This is a genomic window from Alteromonas sp. ABH2_165 (assembly GCF_056159945.1).
In genome coordinates this window covers 109,491-134,006 of the sequence record NZ_JBSWWF010000004.1, presented here as the reverse complement: position 1 = coordinate 134,006, position 24,516 = coordinate 109,491, and the positions used below count along the sequence as shown (strand labels likewise).

The window sequence follows — 24,516 nt, the reverse complement described above, 5'->3', positions numbered from 1 at the left end:
TCAACTGTCAGCAGATTTAAACTGTAATTGGCAGCCAGCCTGCTGATACTGTTTATAGCGAACCCGCGCCGCTTGTTTGGCGTCATCCGCCACCGGCACGAAGTCATAAATGGTTTGATAAGAACGGGGCGATGTTAACATCTCTCCGCTTAAATTGACGATGAGGTTGCGACGGGAAAGTTGACTTTCCTGCCAGCAGATTTCCACCGGCGTACCGGCGCCCGGCCCTTCCCCACACAAATTGTGCGGTACGAAGCGGTCTGCAGGAAGTTGCCAAAGCAGCTCATCAACAGCTTCGGCAGACGATTTGTTGGCACAATACACCACGCATTTCTGGCGTTGTGCATAGGCGCTGGCAATCAGGTCGCAAGCGCGGGATTCACCCGCGTCCTTGCCATCGCTGAGTTGCCAGAAGGTTACCTGAGGCATTGCGCTCAGTCCTCTTGCTTAATGCCGGAGCGGTTCATCAGGAACTGAGACAGCATAGGTACCGGACGACCGGTTGCGCCTTTGTTCTTGCCACTGCGCCACGCAGTACCGGCGATGTCCATGTGTGCCCAGTTGTATTTCTTGGTGAAACGCGACAGGAAACACGCTGCGGTGATAGAGCCCGCTGCGCGACCACCTAGGTTGGTGAAATCTGCAAACGGACTTTCCAGTTGGTCCTGGTACTCATCCCATACCGGCAAACGCCATGCGCGGTCCGAGCTTTGCTCACCGGCGTTCATCAGTTCGTGGGCCAACGGGTTGTGCGTGCTCATCAGGCCGGTAGCGTGGTTACCCAGCGCGACGATGACGGCACCGGTTAATGTTGCCACGTCGATAACCAGTTCAGGGTCGAAACGTTCCACGTAGGTTAACGCATCACACAATACCAAACGGCCTTCGGCATCGGTATTCAACACTTCCACCGTTTGACCAGACATGGTGGTAAGAATATCACCCGGACGATACGCTTTACCGTCAGGCATGTTTTCACAGCCTGCCAGTACACCAATGATATTAATTGGCAGGTTCAGTTCGGCCACGGTTTGCATGGTACCCAGTACGCCAGCAGCACCGCCCATGTCGTACTTCATTTCGTCCATGGCTTCGCCCGGCTTAATAGAAATACCGCCAGAGTCGAACGTCAGCCCCTTGCCCACCAGCACAATTGGCGCCTGATCGTCAGGACCGCCTTTATGGCTGATGATACTCATCATAGATTCGTTGTCGGAACCGCGACCTACCGCCAGATAAGAATTCATACCCAGCTCAGCCATTGCCGCTTCGTTAACCACTTCGGCACTAATGCTGTCGTAGCTTTCAGCCAGCGACTGTGCTTGTTCCCACAAGTAAGCAGGATTACAGATATTCGGCGGCATGTTGGCCACGTCTTTGGTGAGCGCAGCACCTTTGGAAATGGCCAGACCGTGCTCGATAGCACGCTCGCCCACGGTGAGTTCACGACGGGTAGGTACGTTAAGTACGATTTTACGCAACGGACGGCGAGGCTCGCCCTTTTTGGTTTTCAGTTGTAAGAAGGTATACAGGGAGTCTTGAGTGGCTTCTACTGCCTGGCGGACTTTCCAGTAAGTATCGCGGCCTTTCACGTGCAGTTCGGTAAGGAAACACACCGCTTCCATTGAACCCGTTTCGTTCAGGGTTTTGATGGTTTTAGCAATGATTTGCTTGTACTGGCGCTCGTCCAGTTCACGCTCTTTACCGCAGCCAACCAGTAGTACGCGCTCACTCAGTACGTTAGGTACATGATGCAGCAGCAACATCTGGCCCGCTTTTCCTTCCAGATCACCACGGCGCAGCAGGTTGCTGATGTAACCTTCACTGATTTCATCCAGCTGTTCCGCCACCGCAGTCAGGCGACGAGGTTCGAAGACGCCGACAACAATACATGCGCTGCGCTGTTTCTCCGGACTGCCACTCTTTACACTAAATTCCACGATAACACCTCGCTCTTTTTATCTTGTGATTTGCATGACGTTAATTTCGCATAACGTTTTGCGCTGCAATATGTTTTAATACGCAGCCATATAGCGATAACACTGTTGAAGACGCTTTCTGTCGTTATAGTCGTACTGCTACAATGGTCTTTATACCGCATGTAACGTAGACGGTTTAAGCGTCGCATCATGCAATCGGGTTATTGATACACAGGCAAAACTTGTAAAAACAGTTAGTTTACTCAACATCGTGCGCTTTTTCACTATAATTCCAAATTTTCCAGAGGTGCCGGAATGCTGATATTCCGTTATCTGATAAAGGAAACGCTGAAATCTCAGATGGCTATCTTTTTTATTCTGATGGCCATTTTTGTGACTTTACGTTTCGTTCGTGTTCTTGGGGATGCGTCCGATGGCGACATCCCCGCCGGCCTTGTGCTCGGCTTCCTCGGGCTTTATGCCCCTATTCTTGCGTCTTTAGTGCTGCCTATCAGTGCGTATCTTGGCATTATGCTGGCCCATGGCCGACTGTACGTTGATTCAGAAATGACGGTACTACGCGCCTGCGGGGTGAGCGAGTGGTATATCACCCGGGTGATGCTTTTGCTGTCAGTATTCATTATGGTGCTTTGCGGCGTTATTACCCTTTATTTGGCGCCTTCAGCCGCTGAAAGTGAGTATCAACTTCGCGAGAAAGCCAGAAGTGAAGCGGGTTTCTCAGCCATTATGCCAGGTCGATTCCAACAAACCGGTAACGGCAAAGCGGTTATCTTTGTACAGGATATAGACTCATCCAACGATACATTAAGAAAGGTTTTCCTGTCGCAAACCCAACAGGATGCAGAAGGTAACCAGGTACGTGTTGTGCAAGCGCAAACCGGTCAAATCCAGAATAATCCTGACGGCACCCGTAATCTGGTGCTTCGAGAAGGTGTGCAATACGAAGGCACGCAAACTGAAAAACGTTATCGGAAAGTGGCGTTTGATGAATACCAAATTCAGATTGCTGATGAGTCAGAAAGCGAACCTCGCCGCAAGGTTAGCGTGTTACCCACCATGGAGTTGCTGAATGACGATTCTGTGGAAGCCCGAGCCGAATTACAGTGGCGATTGGCTATTCCACTCTCTATTCCGTTTCTGGTGCTAATCGCGGTTCCATTGAGCTCTGTCGACCCTCGTCAGGGCCGATTCGGCAAAATGTTCCCGGCTATACTGCTCTACCTTGGCTACTTCTTGCTGTTACTCGCCAGTCGCCGAGTACTTGAAGACGGTAAAATTCCCATGTGGCTTGGCCTATGGTGGGTGCATGGCATTATGCTGGTGATTGGTATGACGCTGATTATCAAAGACAGGCGCACGGGTGCGGCGATACGCGCCCGACTGTTGGGGAGAAAATAGATGTTTAAAATCCTCGATATGTATATCGCCCGTACGTTGTTGGGCACCATTACGGTCACCCTTTCGGTGTTGGTTGGGCTGTCTGCGCTGATTAAGTTCGTTGAACAGTTACGCAAGCTGGGTGAAGGTAATTATGATATCGCCGTGGCCAGTTTGTATGTGTTGCTCAGTTTGCCCCGGGATCTAGAGCAATTCTTTCCCATGGCGACTTTGTTAGGTGGCTTGATTGGGATGGGCTTGCTCGCCAGCAACAGTGAATTAGTGGTCATGCAGGCGGCCGGTATGAGCCGCTGGAACATCATTAATTCCGCCATGAAGTCTGCCATCGTGATGATTCTGTTTGTGATGGCAGTAGGCGAATGGGTTACTCCTTACAGCGAGTCTAAAGCCAAAGAGATACGCACCGAAGCCATATCAGGAGGGAGTCTGTTTTCTTCAGATGAACTGACCTGGGCGAAAGATGGCAAGCACTTCGTGAGTATCGGTCAGGTTGTAACCCGGGAAACCCTCCGGGATATCACCATATATGATTTTAATGAAGATTTGTCGCTGAACACCCTTACCTACGCAGAAGAAGGGAATTACGATGGGAATAATTGGTGGTTAAGCAAGATCTCGGTGACATCCTTCACCGACAGCGCCATCGATATTACCGACAGTGACAAACAGCGTTGGAACTCTTCACTGACACCCGACAAACTAGGCATTGTTGCGATTAAACCTGAGGCGCTATCGATTCAGGGGCTTCATGATTATGTGCAGTACCGTAAAGGCAATGGACAAGACAGCAGCCGTTATGAACTGGCGTTCTGGCGTAAGCTACTGCAACCCGTATCTATTGCGGTAATGCTGTTAATGGCGCTGTCGTTTATTTTTGGCCCGCTACGAAGTGTGACCATGGGCGCCAGGGTGATCATGGGCGTACTCACAGGCTTTGGTTTTTTCATTACTAACGAAGTATTCGGGCCATTAAGTCTGGTATATTCACTGCCGCCGTTTGTCGGCGCTATTCTTCCCAGCTTGCTGTTTGCCGGTGTGGCTGCGCTGCTGCTTCAACGATAGATAACCTGATGTGAAAGAGCTGGTTTGTTACCAGCTCTTATGATCGTTGGCTTCTTTGGAAAGATGTATCACTTCCGTTTTAGCAATTCTGTCCTGCAATGACTGTTTGTTTTTTAAATCGAATAATACCAGCAAGGTACCGAGCCCGCCTAACGACGTGATCAAACGCACAATAAGGCGACTCCAGGTCATCGGTTCATCCACCGTACTGTAAATACGCAGCCGCCAGGCTCGCATGCCGATGGTTTGCCCGCCCTTTTTCCAAAACCATAAAAAAAAGCCGACTATCCAGCCTCCTACCCAAACCTGAATAATCGATTTGTAGAGCGTGGATGCTTGTATAAGATCCGCGGGCTCGGCGTAACCTTGTAAATCCATCACACCATTTTTAAGCAAGACAACAAAGGTAACAATGATCACCATGGCCGCACACATGCCAACGGCAATGGCCACTAGCGTGTCGTAAACCATTGCAACCAGACGCCTAAAGAACCCTGCGCGCTTAGGCGAATTATCCAATTTCTGCTCTGCCGATGTTGCCGCAGTGGTAGGTGATGAGCCGGAAGCGGATGGCTTAGGCTTTTGCGATTTGTTCTTTTTTCCCACTTCAGTCCTTTATCGATAGCCGCGGAATTCGCGATAAGTGTACAAAATCTAGCAACCAAATGCGCTCATCATTTTTCTGATCGAGATCAATAAAAACGAGGAAACCTTATGGTTACTCGCAATTAATAATGATTATTATTTGCGAAATCATTTATTCAAATCTAGAATGCCGTCCTCAAAAAATTACAAACATTTTTCATTTTAAGTTAAAGGACGCATTTCAATGAAAAAGCACACACTTGCATTCGCAGTACTCTCTGCACTTTCCGCACACGCATCAGCCAATACAGCAGCCGAGCCCGAACATGTTGAGATTTGGGGCACTACGGTAAAAAGTTCTTCCGTTTTTATTGGTGAGCAGGCTATCGAGTCTAAACAAGCAGACCATTTGAGCGACCTGCTCCGCGATATTCCCGGTGTAGACGTGGGCGGAACCCACTCTCTAAACCAACGTATCAACGTGCGCGGCTTAGATGATACCGATCTAGAAGTGCTGATTGATGGTGCTTCACAGACTAACTACATGTTCCACCACATGGGTAACCTGAACATTAACCCTGATATTCTTGAATCTGTAGACATTCAAGTGGGTTCAAACTCTGTAGTTCACTCTGGCTTAGGCGGTGCACTGGAATTTCGCACCAAGTCTGCCAGCGACTTGCTTACTGACAATGAACAGTTCGGTGGTCGTGTACTTGCCGGGTATAACACCAATGACAGCCAGTACCTGTCGCTTACCGGCTTTGGCCAGCTCACTGACGACCTCGATATACTGGTTTATGGCACCAGCATGAACCGAAATAATTTCGACGACGGCGACGGCGTGGAAGTACTAGGTAGCGACGGTAAGATTGAAAACGCCATGGCTAAGCTAGGCTGGAATATCGACCAAACTTCTCGTGTTGCCATTAAGTACGATGCCTATCGTAATCGCGGCTGGTATTCTGCCCGCCCAGATATGGGCGTTCGCACCAATGCCGCTATTGGCGGTGGAGAAGTGCCATTGTTCGACACGCATTACGACCGCGACACGCTTAGCGGTCATTACGAGTTGAACCTGGGCGCCATGCTCAATTTACGCGCCGATTTGTATCAGAATGAACAGGAATTATGGCGCAATTACAATGGCGCCACCACCGAGGGAACCTCTAAAAACACTGGCTTAACATTGATTGCAAACTCGTTGGTTAATACTGCAGATATCCGCCATCAGTTCACCTACGGCGTGAAGTGGATTAAAGCCGATAATCAAAGTGAAAGTGTAACAGATGGCGTTACAACGCTGGGCCGCGAGCAAGCTGACGATACCGGTATTTTTGTAGAAGATGCCATCGATTTTGGTAACGGCTTAGTGGTAACGCCAGGTGTTCGTTATAATCATTACGACAAATCTTCTATGGCTACCGAGGGCGTAGATAGCTGGAGCGATTGGCAAACCGCATTGGCCGCGGAATATGCCATTACCCGCGAAATCGTTGTGCATGCAAGTACCACCGATCTGTTTAAAGGCCCTCAACCTGGTGAGATTTTCGTGAACGACCAGGCAGGAAAAGTGCGTAACCCAGATCTGGAACCAGAAACTGGCACGAACCGTGAAATCGGCATCCGCTACAACAGCGCAGATGTACTGGGCGCCGACGAATTTCGTGTTGGCTTCACCGCATTTAAAACCGAAATCGATTCCTATATTGAAGAGGTGGATTACCCTGAAGATGACTGTACCGGACGTGGCTGCCTAACCTGGGACCGCAATATCGGCTCTGTAGATATCGACGGTTTCGAAGCCAGTGTTTTCTACTCATTGGATGTGTTTAATGCGTTAGTAACCTACGCAAAATCTGATTCAGAAGTGAAAGACAGCACAGCCGTAACTCAACCGCTCGATCGCGAAGTGGGTGACAGCATGGGCCTTACGCTTAACTACTACCTGACAGATTACGACGTTGATTTGCGCTGGCACACCCAGAAGACTTTCTCAGAAGGCGCTAAAGCGGGTTTTGCGGTACACAACGTGACTGCCATTTGGCACCCTGAATACTTCCAGGATAACCTTAACGTGACGCTGGGCATTGAGAACCTGCTCGACAAGTTGTACGTTTCTCACGCATCCAGAACCGGCACTACCACCCACCCGGTGTTCGGCGCACTGGAATTGAGCGATTACGAACCTGGACGTAACATTAAATTGTCGGTGGCGTATAAGTTTTAAAGGCAATTAATCGATGGCGATAAATAATGTGCGGCTTCAGTCGCACATTATTTATCCATCTAGGTTGCATAAGGCAGATATTCCGGAAAAAGTGCTTGTCACCCAACCGCGTATCGCTATAATGCACCACACATCGACTCAGTCGAATGCCAGTGTGATGGAATTGGTAGACATGACGGATTCAAAATCCGTTGCCTTCGGGCGTGGCGGTTCGAGTCCGCCCACTGGTACCATTATCTCCCTTTGCGGGAAAAACAATAAACCGACCTTTTGAGTCGGTTTTTTTGTTTATTCTACTTATCTTTAACTTCTCTAATGCTGGGAATAAGCTAAACCTACCATCTAATTACGATGTTATGCTCTTCCCTCAAGCACGATATATCGTCATTACATATAATTCCATTCTCATATTCACATGCAACTTTTAATGCTAGTCAATCCAAATCTGTAGGAGCCAAACGGATTGTTAATAATCAAGTCCCGTTAACGTTCAATCCCAGATTCATCGCACCGAAGGTAAATTGTTTCTATTTTCAGTAACCTTATTACGATTTATCGTAAAGCGCTCCAGTCCGAAAAAATTGTGGTAGTTTTGTTGTTATTTTGTAACTCGAATGTTTCCTGCAGTAGCGGATCTACAAGGTAACCACCATGGATAGAAGACAAATTTTAAAATATGCAGCAATGCTCACTGGCACAGCACTGTGTGCTCCAGTGACAGCATCGATGCTCTCGGATTTAAGTAGACTTTCAGATAACGCTTCTGCCTCACCCAACCTGACGTTTTTTGCCGCTGATGACTTTCAGCTGCTGACACAAATAATGGATACGATCCTACCTAAAACCGATAGCCCGTCGGCGTCAGATGTTGGGGCTAACAAGATGATTGATCATATGTTTGCCGTTGTTTTCGAACCTGAGTATCAACATAAGTTTAATGGGCAATACAAAGCTCTGCGCCAATTGCTTGAATCAAATAACTTCTCACGACTAAAACCAGACCAGAGAAGCAGTCTTTTACGTCAGTTAGAGCTAGGTGAGAAGCAAAATGACGCTTATTGGGCATATACAGATATCAAGCAGCAAACAGTGGCTTATTACCTGCTCTCGGAACAGATTGCAGAACACTATTTAAACTATTTGCCAATTCCTGGTGAATATAAGCCGTGTGTGTCGTTAGCGACATTAGGCGGCAAGGCATGGGCAATATGAAAATGAAAAATAATAAAAACTTTGATGCGATTGTCATTGGTTCTGGCATCAGTGGTGGATTTGCTGCCATGGAATTATGCAACAAGGGTTATAAGACACTGGTACTTGAACGTGGGCGCATGGTTCAACATGGGCAGTATCCTACTGCTCATATGGATACCTGGGATTTGCCTAATCTCAATAAAGTCTCTCTCGAAGAAAAACAGCAACATTACCAAAAACAGGACAGGCTGAATTGGTGGGTTAATGAAGACAATAAGCATTGGATCAACAAAGACGACGAAAATCCCTATAACGAAGATCAACGTTTTGACTGGATTAGAGGTTACCATGTTGGCGGTCGTTCCATCATGTGGGGACGACAATGTTATCGCTGGAGTGATATTGATTTTAGCGCCAACCTTAATGAAGGTGTGGCCGTAGACTGGCCAATTCGTTATGCGGATATCGCTCCCTGGTATGACTACGTAGAGACATTTGTTGGCGTAGCAGGTCAGGCTGAAGGTCTTAAACAAATACCAGATGGTGTATTTTTAAAACCTTTCCAACTTAATTGCGTTGAGCAAAAGATGCGTGAAGCGGTAGCAAAACGCTATCCCGATAGAGTTGTGACGCCAGGCCGTGTCGCTCATCTGACCGAATACAACCCTGAAGTGCATAAAGGCCCCAGAGGACAATGCCAAAGCCGCAACCGTTGTTGGCGTGGCTGCCCTTTCGGTGGCTATTTCAGTAGTTTATCCTCTACGCTGCCTGTCGCCGCCGAAACCGGCAATTTAACCGTGCGGGCAAACAGTATCGTGATGGAAGTTGTGTATGATGCCAAAACGAAAAAAGCCAGTGGGGTAAAAGTTAAAGATGCTGAAAGTGGTGAAGTTATTGTGTTCAATGCACGCGTCATTTTCTGCAATGCCAGTACGGTAGCCACAACCGCTATTTTGCTTAATAGTCGTTCGGATACTTTCCCTAATGGTTTGGGGAATTCAAGTGGAGAGCTGGGTCACAACTTAATGGATCATCACTATGGTATGGGTGCATCTGGCACACTACCGGGCCATGAAGATGATTATTACCAGGGGCGCAAGCCTACAGGTTTTTATATTCCTCGATTTACTAATATTGATGAGCAAAGCAAACAGAAAGAATATATTCGTGGTTTTGGTTATCAGGGTGGTGCTATGCGCGTGCAGAATAATCCGCACGGTTTAGTTGGCGAAGAATTAAAAGCAGAAGTCTTTAAACCCGGACCTTATCGTATTGGCGTGACCTGTTTTGGCGAAATGTTGCCATATCATGAGAATCGAATGTATCTGAACTTCAACCAGCGGGATAAACATGGTTTACCCATGGTCACCTTTGATGCCAAATTACGTGATAACGAAATGAAATTGCGTGAGCATGGGGTTAAATGCGCGATTGAAATGCTGGAAGCCGCCGGCTGTGTGGATATTACGAGTTACAATAGTTTAACTGCTCCTGGTGCATGTATTCATGAAATGGGGACTGCGCGAATGGGACGAGATCCAAAAACCAGCGTGTTAAATAAATGGAATCAAATGCATGATGTTTCAAATGTATTTGTAACCGATGGTGCTTGCATGACCAGTTCAGGTACACAAAATCCAAGTATCACCTACATGGCATTAACCGCGCGAGCCGTGGACTATGCGCATAAGCAAATTCAGCAAAACAAATTATAGATTGCTGATGTTCCGAAAAGGCAGTGTCAGCCCCGTGGAAACGTGCCTAATATTGGGCGAATGTAGCGTTGATGGCCTGCCTCTACTCACTATTTTCCAGCGCCTTCTTCAGCCATTCTGGCAACTTTCGATCTTCAGCGGGTTTCACCCTGTAAAGTTTGAAGTTGCCATGGGCGATTAAACGTTCAGGATACCGCTCGAAACGTTGTTCGAAATCGCCTTCAATGACATCTCGAACTGGATAACGAATGGTGATTTTAGAAGCAAACAAGCTGCCTTCGAGCTTCGTGGAAAGTTCACCGTTGTTTTGCGTTAGCCATTCAGGTTTAAAGTACATGATTGCTTTATGAGAATTGCCGGTAGAATACACGGTGAGCACGGCATTTTGATCAGGCTGATAATTCAGTGTGACCAACTTCAGCTTTTCTTCGTTGGCAGTCTCGAGAATACCCATCCAAAACCCAAACCGATCCGTTTTGTGTTCTGAAATAATTTGCTCTAACGCGCCGGATTCTGCTGCAATAAACTGTTGAGGTGTGGGAATTGCGTTCAGTTTTTCCAGTTTATAGGCCGAAGCCAGCAACGTGCCGGTTTCAACTTTTATTGATTCGGTTACGAAGAAACCGGTAGTGGACGGGACCAACGTTATTTTTAAAGGCAGTTTCTCTCTGGCAGTATCGGTACGAATTGTACAGCCGAATTCGTCGCACGAAACATCCTTGTCAGAGAACGATATGGATTCCTGGGTTTCCATTGCCGAAGCAATTTTGTATGACGTGAAGCTATGGGCTTTATTTTCATTAATTGTCAAAACATGAAACTCGCCAAATTCGCGTTTTATCCCTTCCCATCGGCCAATGGGTAGATACTGATTGCGGGTAGATTTCAGCGCCTCCAGTTCAGCCCCAGACTGGGTTTCGGCGGCAGTATGCGTAGTCGTTTGGCTGGTGCAGGCAGTCATTACCACCAAGACAAATAGTATCAAAAAGTATTTCACAATCACTCCCTGTGAATATTGATGTCTGTGCGAGGCACAATGCTAAAGATAGCGAAGATAAAAGTTTCGATGAGGAGCAGGAGGCTTGTATGTGCTCGTTTAGCCAGCCTTGCGACAGGCTAAACGCGCTTAGGCACACACTTATTATAGTGCGTGCTCTTCGGTTATACGGATAACATTCGCGTCACCATCTTCAACCCGTTTAATCACCTTTCTTGCCTCAACAATGTATTTTTCGGGTACAGGCTTAGGCTTCGACTCGTCTTTTGCAATAGTGGTCATGGTCTTCCACTCTGCAATTCTGTCATCCAATGCATCAGCAGCACCCAGAATAATACTCCAGCCTGTCAGATTTAATTTGAGATAATAGGTTTTGCCCGCTTCAATATTTCCCTGAGCAACTGCCCACATATTCTGCAGCTCCACCATGAAAAGGTGCTCGCCAGGCTCAACCTGATATTGAAGTAACTCTCCAGCACCTAAGGTGCCGACAAAGCTTTCACCGTCCCACACTTCACTTTTCGCGCCATCGCCCATGAAGACCGAACGACGAACAAAATTTACCGTTGCTTTATCTTCTTCCGGCTTGTTCTGAAACGCCACCTCTTTCATATTCCCCAAACCCGCACAGCCAGCGAGGTTAAAAGACAATAATACAAAAACAATAATTCCAATTTTCTTAAACATGCTAATCCCTGTTGTAAGCCTTTGATTTTATTTCTAATCACGGCATTAGTTTACTTATTTTGCGAATACGCCGAAGAAGAATAAACGTAAAATACAGCTAGCACAAGAAAGCAAAAAACTAGCCTAACACTGCCTCAATTTACCTCATCCATTAGTTTGAATTTTGTTTTCGCGTATCGCAAAGGGCGCGGCACTGCATGCCCTAGCCCTTAGTGCCCGCAGTGCTCCACGTAGAAAGCTAACCTTATTTTATTCTGAACGAATTAAATGAAAATCGGTTTGTCTGCCGTCGATATATTCCACTTTATCACCGTCGAAAAAGGCATCTTCCTCCAGCATTATTCTAATTTCTTTATTCCACTCAGGTACGAAATTAGCTGCATTCAGCTCAATCGAAAATGCTGTGTTGGGATATAGCGGATAATCTCCCACTACCGGCAAACCTTCTTGCGCATCCCACATTCCTATCGTTGGGCCCGCTGCATGCCCATGAAAGCCAAGAGGATGTGTGTATACCGAAGGTTTGATGCCCTCACTGATTGCCTGCTGCCGGGTGCGTTTCAGAATGTCATTGCCTGAGCGACCCAGCATAAAGTTGTTGATAAGCAGCGTTTGCAAACGATTAGCATTGGCGAGCGCTTTTTGTAATCCCTCTGGGGCTTTTGTTTCACCCGGCTTTAGCACATAGGCATGTTGCTGCTGATCGGTATTGAGGCGTAGATAAGTAATGCCGAAATCTACATGGAGTAGGTCGCCAGGCTGAATTACAGACTCACTGCCTTCTTCACTAAACGTTTCTATCTGGTCAAACTCGGCATTGTCAGCCCGCTGGATAGACGCTGAAGGATGGAACCAATTACTCACCCCCAGTTTGGTACTTTGATCGCGAAACCACCACACAAGGTCGTCAGTGGTGGTTTTTCCCGGCGTGACGACTTCGTTTGAAAACGCCGTGGCAATGAGTTGATGACCAATAGCCGCCAACTGCGGGTACATTTGCATTTCAAGGGCACTACGGGTTTCCAACCAGCCTATGGCCAGTTTCTCCGCCGACACCAGGCGTGAACGATACTCTGGTGACAAAGCCTGGGTCAGCTTTTGTTTTTCGGTAAACGACATGCCATCTGCGCGTTTAAGCGCAAGCTGAACTTCATGACCGACTGAACGACTAAAATGAAAAAACGCAGCCGAAGCTGCGTTTAATACATCGTTTATAGTTTTTCTATCTCAGCCACCATCTGACTGAACTCGGCAAGTTCCACTTCCAGGTACTCGCCACCATCGCGCCATTCCACACCGATAACTACATTGTCTTCTGCCAGATCTTCCATCCAAAACTCCAGCCAGTCTGAAACCGAAATGGCTTTAGGCACATAGTCCTGCCATTCGTCGGTGCAATGTTCACGGGCCAGTTCAGCGCTTGACCACAGCGGCATCACGTCAGTGTTTTCGTAGTTTACTGAGTCGACAATTACCCAGCCTTCGCTGCTCTTGTCCTGCAACGCCCATACTTCCTGCGTTTCCTTAACCTGTGTCATAAAATCGGCTGAATCTGCGTGTTTATCTGTCATGATGAACTCTGGGTAATAAATAAGGCAGCTATGATACGGCTTGCTAGCCTGTTAGGCCAGATATTCGCGCTACACTAGCTGATTCAGTCGACCAGAGTTGGTCTGCTCTCGGTTACTTCATGCAACTCCACTGTGATAAGTTCAGCTTATTGCCAATTAACTGTAACCAGCATGAAAACTTGCTTTGTTTTGATTCTGTCGAGCTTGCATTTCCTTCTTTAATATTCTTTAGTTCAGCTTGTGTGGGCTCAGCCTCGCATTCAGCTCTTTCAACTACATTAACCATGGTCATTCTCCGTGTAGAATTTAACCACAGTGTTGCGTTTATCGCTGTACATCACCAACGATAAAACCTAAGCTAAATTATAAGCTGAGCTTATATCAATAAACTCACATCACTGGAATACTTTTACTAGCCTATGGATAAACGATTACGCTGGCTGAACAATCTTGCCTGCTTTGAAGTAGCGGCACGCCACCAGAGCTACAGCAAAGCTGCCGAAGAACTCTTTATTTCGCAGGCAGCGATAAGCCAGCAAATGCGGCAGTTGGAAAGCAATCTGAACGTCAAGCTTTTTGCACGTCAGGCAAAGAAAATGGTGCTTACCGAAGCCGGTAAGACGTTGTTTTCCGCCTGTCAGAGAGGATTTACTGAACTGCTCCATGGGCTTAATCAGGTTGAAGAAGCGCCCCTTGATGGTGAGCTGACTGTAAGCTCCACACAGGCATTCTGTGCACTCTGGCTGGTCCCTAACCTCTTCGAATTTTTCAGTGAATATCCGGGAATTAATATTAATGTTCAGGGCTCGAATCGCATTGAAGATCTACGCGAATCGCAAATTGACGTAGCAATCCGCTTCAGTACCTCAAGTACGCAGCTCAAAGACGAATCACTGGTGGTAGAAAAAATAGATGAAAACGCAGTTTACCCAGTCTGTTCTGTAAAGTTTTATGAAAAATATGCCTTTAAATCTGCGAGCGATTTTAAAGCCGCAAGGTTATTTAGCTTGGCCTACGAAAACAAAGTAGATTGGGAAAGCTGGTTTGAACATGCAAACGTTGAGCTAGCCGCAAATGAACTGAAAAAAATCGAAGTTACCTCAAGCGATCTCGCACTAAGTGCAGTACTTGCAGGCCACGGTATGATGCTGGCTTCCGATATCATGGTGGGTGAATACGTGAGAAGCGGCGAACTCGTTATACCCCTCAACCTGCCCCATCCGATTACGTGGAAATCGCATCTTGTTTACTCAAGAAACAATCCTAAACAAAAACGAATTGCTGCATTTTGTGACTGGGTAAAAGCGGAACTGCCAAAGGAAAAGGTGATCTCAGACTTTTCTGTGCAGAGCTGACGCCTCCTCATCTTACTAAAACTTGGCATCGCTTTCAGACAGGATTTCGACTGACAGTTTCCGGTACCAACAAGATTTTGCTATTGGCGTTTCAGCTTTAATTTTATGCGCAGAACCAAAAATTCGGCCGGTTTCAATGGTGCGAAACCTACCTGAATGATGACTAATCCACGGTCTACATCTGTCTGTGTCATCGTCTTAGCCAGCCCACACTCTACAAAATAGACATCATCAATCGAACTTCCCTGAAAGGCTCCAGCCCTGAACAATCCGTCCATAAATGAAGTGATACACTCGCGGAGTGAACGCCACAGTGGAACATCGTTTTGCTCAAATACAGCCCATTGAGTGCCTGAATAAATACTCTGCTCAATAAATATTGCGGTGCGTCGCACTGGAAGATATCGCCACTCAATTTCAGTACTACTGGCTAACGTGCGGCTTCCCCAGATAACAGGCCCATAGCCTGATAGATCTCGTAAGCAGTTAATACCCCTCGCATTGAGTGCACTTTGCGCCTGTTTTCCAACTAAGTACTGTAATCCACTTACTCTAAGAGCGGTTTCTACGCCAGCTGGCGCTTTCCAGACTCCCTGGCTACTATCCACTTTTCCCCATATGGCTGCAGCAACTGCTGCTGGGGGAATGACCACTTTCTTGCTGGCGGCTGGATTTTCCTCACTATGATAGCAGGGGTTAGCCACAGTAACCCAAGGATAGTAAAGAGCCGAATAATCCGACTCCGGGAGATTTAACCGCTGTACTTCGTCCGGAGTATTGAGTTCTGTGTCCGCAGGCGGATCAATTATCACCATGCTGGCCATCCTGGTATCACAATACTCGATAGTCGAGGCAATAATCTCATTCCGGGTGCCATCCGCAGGCCATTGCTGTCCCGGTAAAACAATAATAGAAACATCACTATATTTGTGAAGTACTTGTTCATAGAACGACCGGTAAACTTTGGCTGACGGGACACTCTGTGCTCCGTTCGCTAACGCCGAAAACGTCGAAAATCTTGATGTACCAATTGTGTCCTGATTTGGGGGGAGCGCCGCCCGATTAAGTACTCTCACCTCAACAAGCGCTGAGCTTTCATTAACCACCCTTTCCACAAAATTTTCTTTCGCAGGGTTCATACTAAGTTTGCGAAATATCTCTTTGGAAAGTGGAATAAAATCATGTCCGGAGCTCTCCATACCGAGATGAAGCTCAAATAGCTCGTCGTCATGGGCAACAGCGATTCGCAGTAGATTGCTCCAGCACCCTTTACTTGTAGCTTTGACTTCCAGTACGTCTGTATTGCCGTTTTGCAATACGACGCTTCCAGCCAGCGGACTATGAAATGCCGTATCTTCCATAACTCGGCAAATATAGGCTGCTTTACCGCCATTCTGATAAAACGCCCAAACCGCCAGTGCCATTTCATCTTTCTCACTGCTAACGCCTGAAGACCGGGAGTATTCTCCAAAGTAGCGAATATACTCATGCCACGAGTGAATTCGTGTCGGTATATTTTCGGGCCCTCGGTAGGCTTCACCAACAAAAGCAACTGTAGAAGTGGAAATCGCTTTAATAGGCTTGACTTGGCTCGTGATCTCTTCAACGTAGACATCGGGACGACGGTACTTTGGCATAGTAAATCTCCGTCAAATAAATTGACTTGAACTTAGAGAATCGATGCAGTTAAAACCAGACAGCGGCTATCAGATTGTTTAAAGCTGAATGTTCATCTCGAACTGCTTTCCGCTTTTCAGAACATCGAATTTTAGTAATACCACAACACAGCCCTTTTTTGAACAAAAATTAAACAGATGCATTTTACACTTTTAGCTGATACATTTTTAACCAGCCAGAAAGCAGTCGGCTTTTTATTACGGAAAAAGCATAAAGGACTGTGGACTAACCATGTATTACACATCAGAAAGCCACCTGAAACCGGTTAATGACATCTCGCGAGTTTCCGGCACTGTGAATACACCGAGGCTCAATGTACGTGCCGCGCCGTCACTCAGTGCCACACGTCTGGCTACACTGCATCAGGGAGCCTCGGTTAAAACACTGGCAATACTTGATGGCTGGCTGGAAATCGAATTTAACCACCAAACCGCATATGTTGCCGCCCCCTATGTTGATCTCACCTATTCTGCCTCTGGATACTATGCCTGCGTGAGCGCAACACTGCTAAACGTTCGAGCGGGGCCAATGGCGACGGCAAACCGGCTTGGTCAGTTGGCTAACGGCAGTCGCATCTGGGTTGAACGCCCCCTTCAGGGATGGAGCCAGATTCGGTTCAACGGTAACCGGGGCTATGTTGCCAGTGAATATATTACCCGGGATGATCGATCAGTTAGCGAGAGCATTCACACAATTCCTCTTACAGACCGCGAAGACGTCACGCCCGACATCGACCTCAAAAGGAGCGACAATGCCCCTCAGGCATTCATGAAACCGCCGGTGATTTTACCCATTAAGGGTGACGGTACCTCCCGTGCGGTGGCCAGCACATGGAATCGCTTTGGGGCTTTGCTCCTAGAGCTATGCGAACAGAAAAATATCAGTACAGGTGCCGCCGTAGCGGTTCTCTGTGTGGAAAGTTCAGGTAAGGGATTTGAGCAGAATAACAGTAACAGAATGATTATTCGATTCGAGAATCACAAGTTCTGGCGGTACTGGGGGAAGTATAACCCTGAGCAGTTTCGTCAGCACTTTCGATACCGGGATGACAGGGTATGGCTGGGTCACGAGTGGCGAAAAGGGCCCACAGAAACCTGGCGCACATTTCATGGCAATCAGATTGCCGAGTGGGAGGTGTTCGAATTCGCCTGCATCCTCAATAAAGAAGCCGCCATGTTATCTATTAGTATGGGCGCACCTCAAATCATGGGTTTCAACTTCGAACGTACCGGTTATCAGACTGTCGTCGAAATGTTTAACGCTTTTTCTTCCCACGAACAATTTCAGATACGGGGACTCTTCGATTATTTCTCTTCATCGATGCTCAATTATCTGCGAAACGAAGATTTCACCGACTTTGCCAGCATGTACAACGGGTCAGGACAAAAAGCCGTTTACGGCGAAAAAATTCGCAAACACTACACCGTGTTTAATAAGTTAATGCCACAGGTAAATACCTGACAAGGAGGTTGCCATGAAGGTATTTTCCTTCATTAGCAATATTTTCGAACTTGCCGTAAAAGACCAAGCAAGGCCAGCAGAGAAGTCAGATAGCTCAGCCTTAGGCTAGAATAAAACGGGTACGAGATAACTCTGCAATTTCCCATACCCGTTTTCTGCTAGCAGATTACTCGACCACTGGTTTCAACACAAAACTATACTGATAATCCCGCCACGGCAGCGTATAACGATACAGTGGCGACTCGCCCCAGGAATTGGTGCCGCCTACGCCGCGCTGACGATAATCAACGTACAGGAAGGCATTATCGGTTTGCGGGATTTGATAGCTGTGCAGTCCCTGCTTTTTAAACTGGTCATAATCGAACAGATCATCTTTTGACAGGTTAAAGCCAATTGTAGGTTCTCCGGAAACCCGGAACGTTTCTGCGCCTTTACCGCTAAAATCAGCCTCGTACACGAACGATCTATGACCGTTTTCCTGGGGACGGGCATATTCGTGACCCAGTTGCTCAATATTGCGGGTATAACGCCCGAACATGGCGGAGTGATGGCGGTCACGGTAGTTCTCGTGAGGACCTCGGCCAAACCAACTGACGGTATCGTAATTTGGCAACAGTTCCATACGATAACCAATGCGCGGCAACTCAGGAAATTTTTTATGTGCGGCCGCGTAGAAATTCACACTCACTTCCAAGGTGCCGTCTCCGGCTATGGCATAGCGGGTAAAGTAGCGACTTTCCAATGTCGGTAATGCATGCTCCGTGTTGATAATAACCCGGTTGCCTTCCGTCGAACTGGAGATAGACGTCAGTTTGGCAGACTCGTACAGCTTCTGGTATACCTTCGCCTTCTCAGGATATTTCTCACCAAAATCGTTATCTGTAGGCGCACGCCAGAACCAGGGCACCATGGGTGATGCAAGCTGCTTGTCACCATTTGCTGTCCACTGGCTGAGCCAGCCGCTTTGCTTATCGAACGTATAGGTTTGCTTGCCGGCTTTCACAGCAATGGCACTAGACGCCGTATTCACGGCAGGCAACTGACCTTCACCGAGAGACGGTGCCGCTGCCATGGCGTTGATTGCCAACGGAAGCTGTTCGGATGCTACTGCGACATCGGCAGCCTGCAGTTCATTTTTCTGTTTCGGGTAGAACCGGAATGTCAGGTAGTAACGCTTGCCTTCCTGTGTTTTATTGCTAAAGGATGGAAGGGTAAACGTGCCGGACTGCTGTGGTTCGATATCAAGATTTTGAATATCGCCCTGAGCAATAATGTTGCCGTTTTCTTCCAGCGCCCAATTCAATGTCAGGTCGTTCAGAGAGGTGAAATACCGGCGGTTAAATACCTGGATCTGACGTTCGCCCTTACCGGCAAAAGACACTTCCACATCCTGATATACATACTTCACTTCTTCTGCATGAGGGTGCGGCTCGCGATATGCGTTCATCACGCCATTCGCACTGAAATTCTCGTCGTGATACACGCCTTCTGGCTCAAAGTCACCGCCATAACCAAGGAAAGTGTTACCGTTCTTGTCCTTAGTCTCGATGGTCTGATCAACCCAGTCCCAGATAAACCCACCCTGCAGCGCCGGATATTTACGGATCAGTTGCCAATAGTCATAAAGTTCACCCACTGAGTTGCCCATGGCGTGTTCGTACTCGCACAAAATCATTGGGCGAGTGGGATCAGAGAGCGCATAGTTTTCCATCAATGGAATGGACGCATACATTTTGGCGAACATGTCGGTGTGGGACTTGGTGCGTGCCTGATCAGACATGACCGGACGGTCGGTGCGGGTTTTCAGCCAGTGATATAACTGCTCGGTATTTGGACCGTCGCCGGTTTCGTTGCCGATAGACAGGATCACCACCGCGGGATGATTTTTGCTCGCTTCATACATGTTGCGAACGCGATCGAGAAAGGCGTCTTTCCACAACGGGTTATTCACGATGTGCTTTTTGGGATCGTAGTTGCTGTCTGTGGCACCGAACGCGTGGGCTTCCTGATTAGCTTCATCTACCAGGTATAAGCCCAGCTCATCAGCCAGTTCATACCAGGCAGGATTGTTTGGATAGTGAGAATTTCTTGCTGCGTTGATGTTGTGTTGTTTCATCAGCAAAATATCGCGGCGCATGGATTCACGGGAGATCACATGACCGGTGCGCGGATCATGCTCATGGCGGTTTACACCTTTAATCAACACCGGCTTGCCGTTAATCAGTACGTTTCCGTTTTTCAGCTCACTGCGACGGAAGCCAATCCGCTGCCAGGCATACTGTGCGGTATCACCTTTCCCTGCGGCGACCTGTAGGCTGTAAAGGTTTGGCGTTTCTGCCGTCCATTTATCAATGTCAGGTAAGGTTGCTGAAGCGGCACAATCGGCACCTTCCCCCTGCCCCTGCCAGACCAGCTTCTCATTTTTGCCAAATAGCTGGTAACTGACATTGCAGCTATCCATTACGTCGTCAGAGCCGGTTTGTACGTCCGTCTTAAGAGACAACACACCCTGTTCGTAGTTGTCATCCAGTGTGGCAACCACTTCAATATCGCGAATATGTTGTTCAGCAGGTGTGCGATAAAGATACACGTCCCGTTCAATGCCCGACAATCGCCACATATCCTGAAGCTCTAGATAGGTGCCGTCTGACCACCGGTGTACCTTTAGTGCAATCAGGTTATCTCCACTTTTGAGCTTGTCAGTAATATCGAATTCAGCGGCGGTTTTTGAATCCTGGGAATACCCCACGTATTTGCCGTTCACCCAGACAGAGAATGACGATTTCACCGCACCAAAGTAAGCAACAACACGATCACCGGCCCAGTCGTCCGGCACGTTCACATGTTTACGATACAAACCCGTGGAGTTGTTCTCTGACGGAATTTCGCCGGAAGGGGTTTCGGGGCCGTAATCCAGACGAATATTTACATAGTTTGGGTAACCGTAGCCGTTCAGTTCCCAATTACCGGGTACCGGGATTTCTCCCCAGCCATTTTCAGCAAAATCCGGCTGCATAAAATCATCAGGAGCAGCATCAGGATTTTCCGCCAATTTAAACTGCCAGGTGCCGTTCAACGACAAGTAGTCGCTGCTGTCCCAGGGCACACTAACAAACTTTCCTGGATCATCAGTAAAAGCAAAGAAATGGGCGCGGGGTTCAAGGCGGTTCTTTTGTAGAACTTGTGGGTTTTGCCAGTCAGGCAATTCGCCGCTCCCCGTCTGAGCAAGGGCTGCAGTCGAAGGCGTTAGCACTGTACAGAGTATAAGGAATCTTTTAAACATAACTATCCTGTCAGAGTTGCAGAATGGGAAAATGACAAAGACAAGCGCACTGCTGCGCCTGCCTTTTTAGTCAGAATGCTTAGAAACTGGTGCGAACACCGAGGGTATAGCGTGCGCCGTTATCGATCATCTGAATGAACTGTTCACTGTAACGACCATGACGACGTAACTCTTCACCTGTCACGTTGATACCTTCAACGAACACAGTGAGGTTCTCATTGATGTCGTAGCTGGCGCTTACATCGAACTGGCCGTAGGTTTCAGTGAAACGAGGCTCGGTTCCGCCAAGAGGACTCACCAGATCCTGCATGAAGCCTTCACGATTGTTGTAGGCAACACGTGCTTGCAGCGGGCCTTGCTCGTAAAACAGAATGATATTCTGCGAATCACCCAACCCTTCCAGTGCAAAAACCTGCGTGTTGTCTTCACTGTCCAGTGAAGCGTCACTGTTTACGATAGTGGCGTTAGCCTGAATACCGAAGCCGCTTTCGAAAGTATGTAACCAAGCAATCTCAAGACCATTCACATCAGCCGTTTCGCCGTTATCAGGCAAACGTACGGTGAAATCGTACGGACCACTGGCCAAGTTTAGCGTGCGGGTTTCAAACGATGCCACGATGAAGTCTTCAACTTCTTTTTTGAACGCGGCCACAGACAAGTAACTGGTATCGGCGTAGTACCATTCCAGTGACAAATCGAAGTTAGTCGACAGGAAAGGTTTCAAGTCGGCGTTACCAGAGTCTGCCTGTAGGTTATTCGGACGGGTAACAGACACATTGAACACTGGCACTAAATCACTCATGGTAGGACGGGTGAGGGTTTCAGAGAAGCCAACACGCAGCATTAAGTCATCGGTAAGATCCATTTTCGCGTTGATGTTTGGCAGCAAGTTGGAGTAGCTGTTTGATTCGGCAATCGGCACCCCTTCACTGGTAGCATAAACATCGCTGTAGTCTGAAGGATCGTTTGGCACCGGAACCACGTCTAACAGTTCGCGACCATAACCGGTGGTAGTGGTATCTGTCTCGCTGTAGCGTAAGCCAAAGTTAATATCCACAGGCATGTCGGAGATCAGCAAACTAAAATACATTTGCGCATATAGGCTGAGTACTTCTTCTTTCACAGAGAATGAACTGCCAGCGAGTGAGGGACTATTCAAACCTTCAGCGTCTACGATTGCACGAACTTCATCGAAGGTTTGCCCAGTATTGTCAGCAACCTGCTGAATCGCATCGTCAGAGATTGCGTAATCAAAATAGGCTTCCGGATCGTAAGCAATCCATTGTTGGCTGGCATTTGAGAAGTAGTTCTGAGGCGTGTAAATATACAGAAGCTCATCAGGAATATCTGTCTGATAGCCGCAGTACACATTACATAAACTAGACGTCAGGCTGTTGTTGTCTTTGCTGCGATCCTGATAGTACGCACCAAATTCCATTTTAGAGAATGCGTTATTTGAATCAGGTAACCAGGTAAAATCAGCACGATATTCGTTGATGGTATCTTTGATGTCGTAACCTTCGCGGTTGGTTACGTGCATACGTCCTGCCGGAATATCGGTTAACGCATCAGAGCCACCTTCGATATTGATGGTTGGTGTTTCACCAGAAAAATCGAGACTGTAAGCGTTGTTGTAGCCCACCACGGTGAAATAGTTATTACCACCGCTGTTGTTCTTCGCCGTTGATGTAGATACATCGAAGTTAGCCGTAAAGTAGTCGTTTACCAGCCATTCGTAATTGATACCGTAGGCCTGAATCTCCACATCACGGGCGTCGCTGCTTTGAATGAAGTCGGTCGCGCCACCTACACCGTTTACCAGTGTACTGTCGAGAGATGTTACCGAGCCATTCTCGTTAACCACAACGTTATCCAGGTTACTGTCTGACAGCCAATGCCCTACCGTATTCCTGCGGGAGCCCACTTCAAATTTGGAATACAACGCATCAACTTTTAGCATCATGTCGTCTTGAGGGGCATACTGAACCACCACATTTCCACTGGTGCGCTGACGGTCACCAAGATCGACGATCTGATCAAAGTTCTGCGGCACATATACGCCATTAAACTGGTCATTTTCAGCGTACTGCGGGTCGTCTACCTCTGAACGGTTAGTCAGGCTGACATTCGATCGCCAATCTCGCACCTGAAGGATGTTAGTTTGCGCCTTCCGTTTTTGCAGGGAACCCGCGACAAGTACGCCTAATTTATCATCCATAAACCGATTGGTGATCAGGCCAGAAATTTGCGGCGTGATCTCTTCTGAGATTTCTTCATACATGCCCTTGGCACTCGCAGCGCCTGCGAACCCTTCAAAATCAAACGGATTTGCAGTTGTTACATTTACGGTAGAGCCGATACCGCCGGCTTGAAGAGACGAGATAGGGCTTTTATAAACATTAGCGCCACTGATGAGCTCTGCCGGTAAAGTGTCGAAGCTAAACTCACGCCCCTGATTCTCTGTCGCGATTTGTCTGCCGTTAACCAAAACGGTATTAAATTGAGGCCCAAACCCCCGAACAGTAATGAACTGACCTTCACCACCACTTCGGTCAATAGCGACACCAGTGATACGCTGAAGGGATTCAGCAACGTTCTGATCAGGGAACTTACCCAGATCTTCCGCAGAAATACCATCAGATACGACATCCGACGCCTTCTTGTTGAGCATGGATTCTTTAAGTGAGTTTCTGAAACCACGTACTTCAATGACTTCGGTGTTTTCGGCTGTCGCTTCTGTACTCTGTGCCATCGCTATAGATGTATTGAGTGACGAAACGATTGCTAAACATAGTGAACTTTTAAGAAAAATATTTTTTTTCGTGAAACCGGTATTTCTGCTCTCAGTCATGTCTGTCTCCTTTCAGGGCATCCGCGCGCCCCGTATCCTTAATTTGGCCGTTGAATAAATTGCAAATTTTCCATAACCAAACGTCACGATGCTTAACTACGACTCAAAGTTAAACGTTTACCCTTGCAACCCTGTTTTCTCTTGTTTTTATTGTTTCGAAAACGGTGGTGCTATTTTAGCCGTGACGTTACCCAACCAAAATATTTATATATATCAGTAGAATAAGTTATGAGCACAGCGGATGTTACCGCCATTGGAGAGGCGTTAACTCCGCTACACTGGTCTTGCAAATCCAAGGTTAAACGTTAAACCTTAGACTAAAGTATACTAAGGTAACGTCAAGAATATGTAAACAAAATGTTTACATGAGAATAAAATAAAAAATTTATACCAACAATAACGCGTAATGTTTAACAAACTGTATTGTCTGGTACGGCTTACTGGCAGGTTTGTTTAATGAAAAGGAGGATGATGAACAGGGAAGTTCAAGAGACTGAAATCGAGGATTTT

Annotated in this window: 16 protein-coding genes, 1 tRNA gene and 1 pseudogene; 8 read left to right on the top strand and 10 right to left on the bottom strand. The window is 47.4% G+C overall.

The genetic code is table 11. The features are described 5' to 3' along the window. Nucleotides 1-429, bottom strand: a complete 429-nt coding sequence (locus tag ACXAFQ_RS09580) for a DNA polymerase III subunit chi (protein ID WP_474820711.1) — start codon at nt 427-429, stop codon at nt 1-3. Nucleotides 430-434: 5 nt separating this feature from the next. After that, complete coding sequence (gene pepA, locus ACXAFQ_RS09575; RefSeq protein ID WP_070124737.1) at nt 435-1,940, bottom strand: leucyl aminopeptidase; 1,506 nt, start codon at nt 1,938-1,940, stop codon at nt 435-437. Between the two features lie 294 nt (nt 1,941-2,234). Here pepA and lptF point away from each other — a divergent pair, with 294 nt between their 5' ends. Together lptF and lptG are read left to right on the top strand one after the other, a co-directional pair. Beyond that, a complete protein-coding gene (lptF, locus tag ACXAFQ_RS09570) occupies nt 2,235-3,338 on the top strand; it encodes an LPS export ABC transporter permease LptF (protein WP_070124735.1) in 1,104 nt (367 codons plus the stop codon). Beyond that, nucleotides 3,339-4,400 (top strand): LPS export ABC transporter permease LptG, encoded by a 1,062-nt coding sequence (lptG, locus tag ACXAFQ_RS09565; RefSeq protein ID WP_070124734.1) that lies wholly within the window; start codon nt 3,339-3,341, stop codon nt 4,398-4,400. It abuts the gene before it with no gap. A 27-nt stretch (nt 4,401-4,427) separates the two neighbouring features. On the opposite strand, the gene ACXAFQ_RS09560 is transcribed toward lptG, so the two are convergent. Further along, nucleotides 4,428-4,871: an RDD family protein gene (locus tag ACXAFQ_RS09560; RefSeq protein ID WP_474821431.1), complete on the bottom strand. Its 444-nt coding sequence runs from the start codon at nt 4,869-4,871 to the stop codon at nt 4,428-4,430. A 358-nt stretch (nt 4,872-5,229) separates the two neighbouring features. Here ACXAFQ_RS09560 and ACXAFQ_RS09555 point away from each other — a divergent pair, with 358 nt between their 5' ends. The 4 genes from ACXAFQ_RS09555 (at nt 5,230) to ACXAFQ_RS09540 (ending at nt 10,124) form a co-directional block, all read left to right on the top strand. Next, nucleotides 5,230-7,215 carry a TonB-dependent receptor domain-containing protein gene (locus ACXAFQ_RS09555; RefSeq protein ID WP_474820706.1) on the top strand — a complete coding sequence of 662 codons (1,986 nt, stop codon included), beginning with the start codon at nt 5,230-5,232 and terminating at the stop codon, nt 7,213-7,215. 148 nt (nt 7,216-7,363) lie between these two features. After that, nucleotides 7,364-7,448: transfer RNA gene (locus tag ACXAFQ_RS09550), tRNA-Leu, on the top strand. A gap of 418 nt (nt 7,449-7,866) precedes the next feature. Beyond that, complete coding sequence (locus tag ACXAFQ_RS09545) at nt 7,867-8,427, top strand: gluconate 2-dehydrogenase subunit 3 family protein (protein WP_474820703.1); 561 nt, start codon at nt 7,867-7,869, stop codon at nt 8,425-8,427. After that, entirely contained in the window at nt 8,415-10,124 is a 1,710-nt protein-coding gene (locus ACXAFQ_RS09540) for a GMC oxidoreductase (RefSeq protein WP_474820701.1), read from the top strand. Before ACXAFQ_RS09545 ends, ACXAFQ_RS09540 begins: the two co-directional genes overlap by 13 nt. 82 nt (nt 10,125-10,206) lie before the next feature. On the opposite strand, the gene ACXAFQ_RS09535 is transcribed toward ACXAFQ_RS09540, so the two are convergent. The 4 genes and pseudogenes from ACXAFQ_RS09535 to ACXAFQ_RS09520 form a co-directional block, all read right to left on the bottom strand. Continuing rightward, nucleotides 10,207-11,121 (bottom strand): hypothetical protein, encoded by a 915-nt coding sequence (locus ACXAFQ_RS09535; protein WP_474820697.1) that lies wholly within the window; start codon nt 11,119-11,121, stop codon nt 10,207-10,209. Between the two features lie 144 nt (nt 11,122-11,265). Further along, the gene (locus ACXAFQ_RS09530) at nt 11,266-11,808 is read right to left on the bottom strand and encodes a hypothetical protein (RefSeq protein WP_474820693.1); all 543 of its coding nucleotides are present in this window, start codon (nt 11,806-11,808) and stop codon (nt 11,266-11,268) included. 249 nt (nt 11,809-12,057) lie between these two features. Beyond that, nucleotides 12,058-12,936: pseudogene (locus tag ACXAFQ_RS09525) on the bottom strand (M24 family metallopeptidase); the annotation flags it as partial. Nucleotides 12,937-13,019: 83 nt separating this feature from the next. Then, nucleotides 13,020-13,379 carry a DUF2750 domain-containing protein gene (locus ACXAFQ_RS09520; protein ID WP_474820689.1) on the bottom strand — a complete coding sequence of 120 codons (360 nt, stop codon included), beginning with the start codon at nt 13,377-13,379 and terminating at the stop codon, nt 13,020-13,022. A 419-nt stretch (nt 13,380-13,798) separates the two neighbouring features. Between ACXAFQ_RS09520 and ACXAFQ_RS09515 the strand changes: the two genes are divergently transcribed. Continuing rightward, the gene (locus ACXAFQ_RS09515; RefSeq protein WP_474820685.1) at nt 13,799-14,734 is read left to right on the top strand and encodes a LysR substrate-binding domain-containing protein; all 936 of its coding nucleotides are present in this window, start codon (nt 13,799-13,801) and stop codon (nt 14,732-14,734) included. Between the two features lie 80 nt (nt 14,735-14,814). On the opposite strand, the gene ACXAFQ_RS09510 is transcribed toward ACXAFQ_RS09515, so the two are convergent. After that, entirely contained in the window at nt 14,815-16,371 is a 1,557-nt protein-coding gene (locus ACXAFQ_RS09510) for a phage tail sheath family protein (RefSeq protein ID WP_474820683.1), read from the bottom strand. A gap of 271 nt (nt 16,372-16,642) precedes the next feature. Here ACXAFQ_RS09510 and ACXAFQ_RS09505 point away from each other — a divergent pair, with 271 nt between their 5' ends. Then, a complete protein-coding gene (locus tag ACXAFQ_RS09505; protein ID WP_474820679.1) occupies nt 16,643-17,872 on the top strand; it encodes an N-acetylmuramidase domain-containing protein in 1,230 nt (409 codons plus the stop codon). A gap of 166 nt (nt 17,873-18,038) precedes the next feature. Here the strand turns inward: ACXAFQ_RS09505 and ACXAFQ_RS09500 are convergent, their stop codons facing one another. Together ACXAFQ_RS09500 and ACXAFQ_RS09495 are read right to left on the bottom strand one after the other, a co-directional pair. Continuing rightward, nucleotides 18,039-21,155 carry a glycoside hydrolase family 2 TIM barrel-domain containing protein gene (locus tag ACXAFQ_RS09500; RefSeq protein WP_474820677.1) on the bottom strand — a complete coding sequence of 1,039 codons (3,117 nt, stop codon included), beginning with the start codon at nt 21,153-21,155 and terminating at the stop codon, nt 18,039-18,041. 79 nt (nt 21,156-21,234) lie between these two features. Further along, nucleotides 21,235-24,006 carry a TonB-dependent receptor gene (locus tag ACXAFQ_RS09495; RefSeq protein WP_474820675.1) on the bottom strand — a complete coding sequence of 924 codons (2,772 nt, stop codon included), beginning with the start codon at nt 24,004-24,006 and terminating at the stop codon, nt 21,235-21,237. Nucleotides 24,007-24,516: the final 510 nt, after the last annotated feature.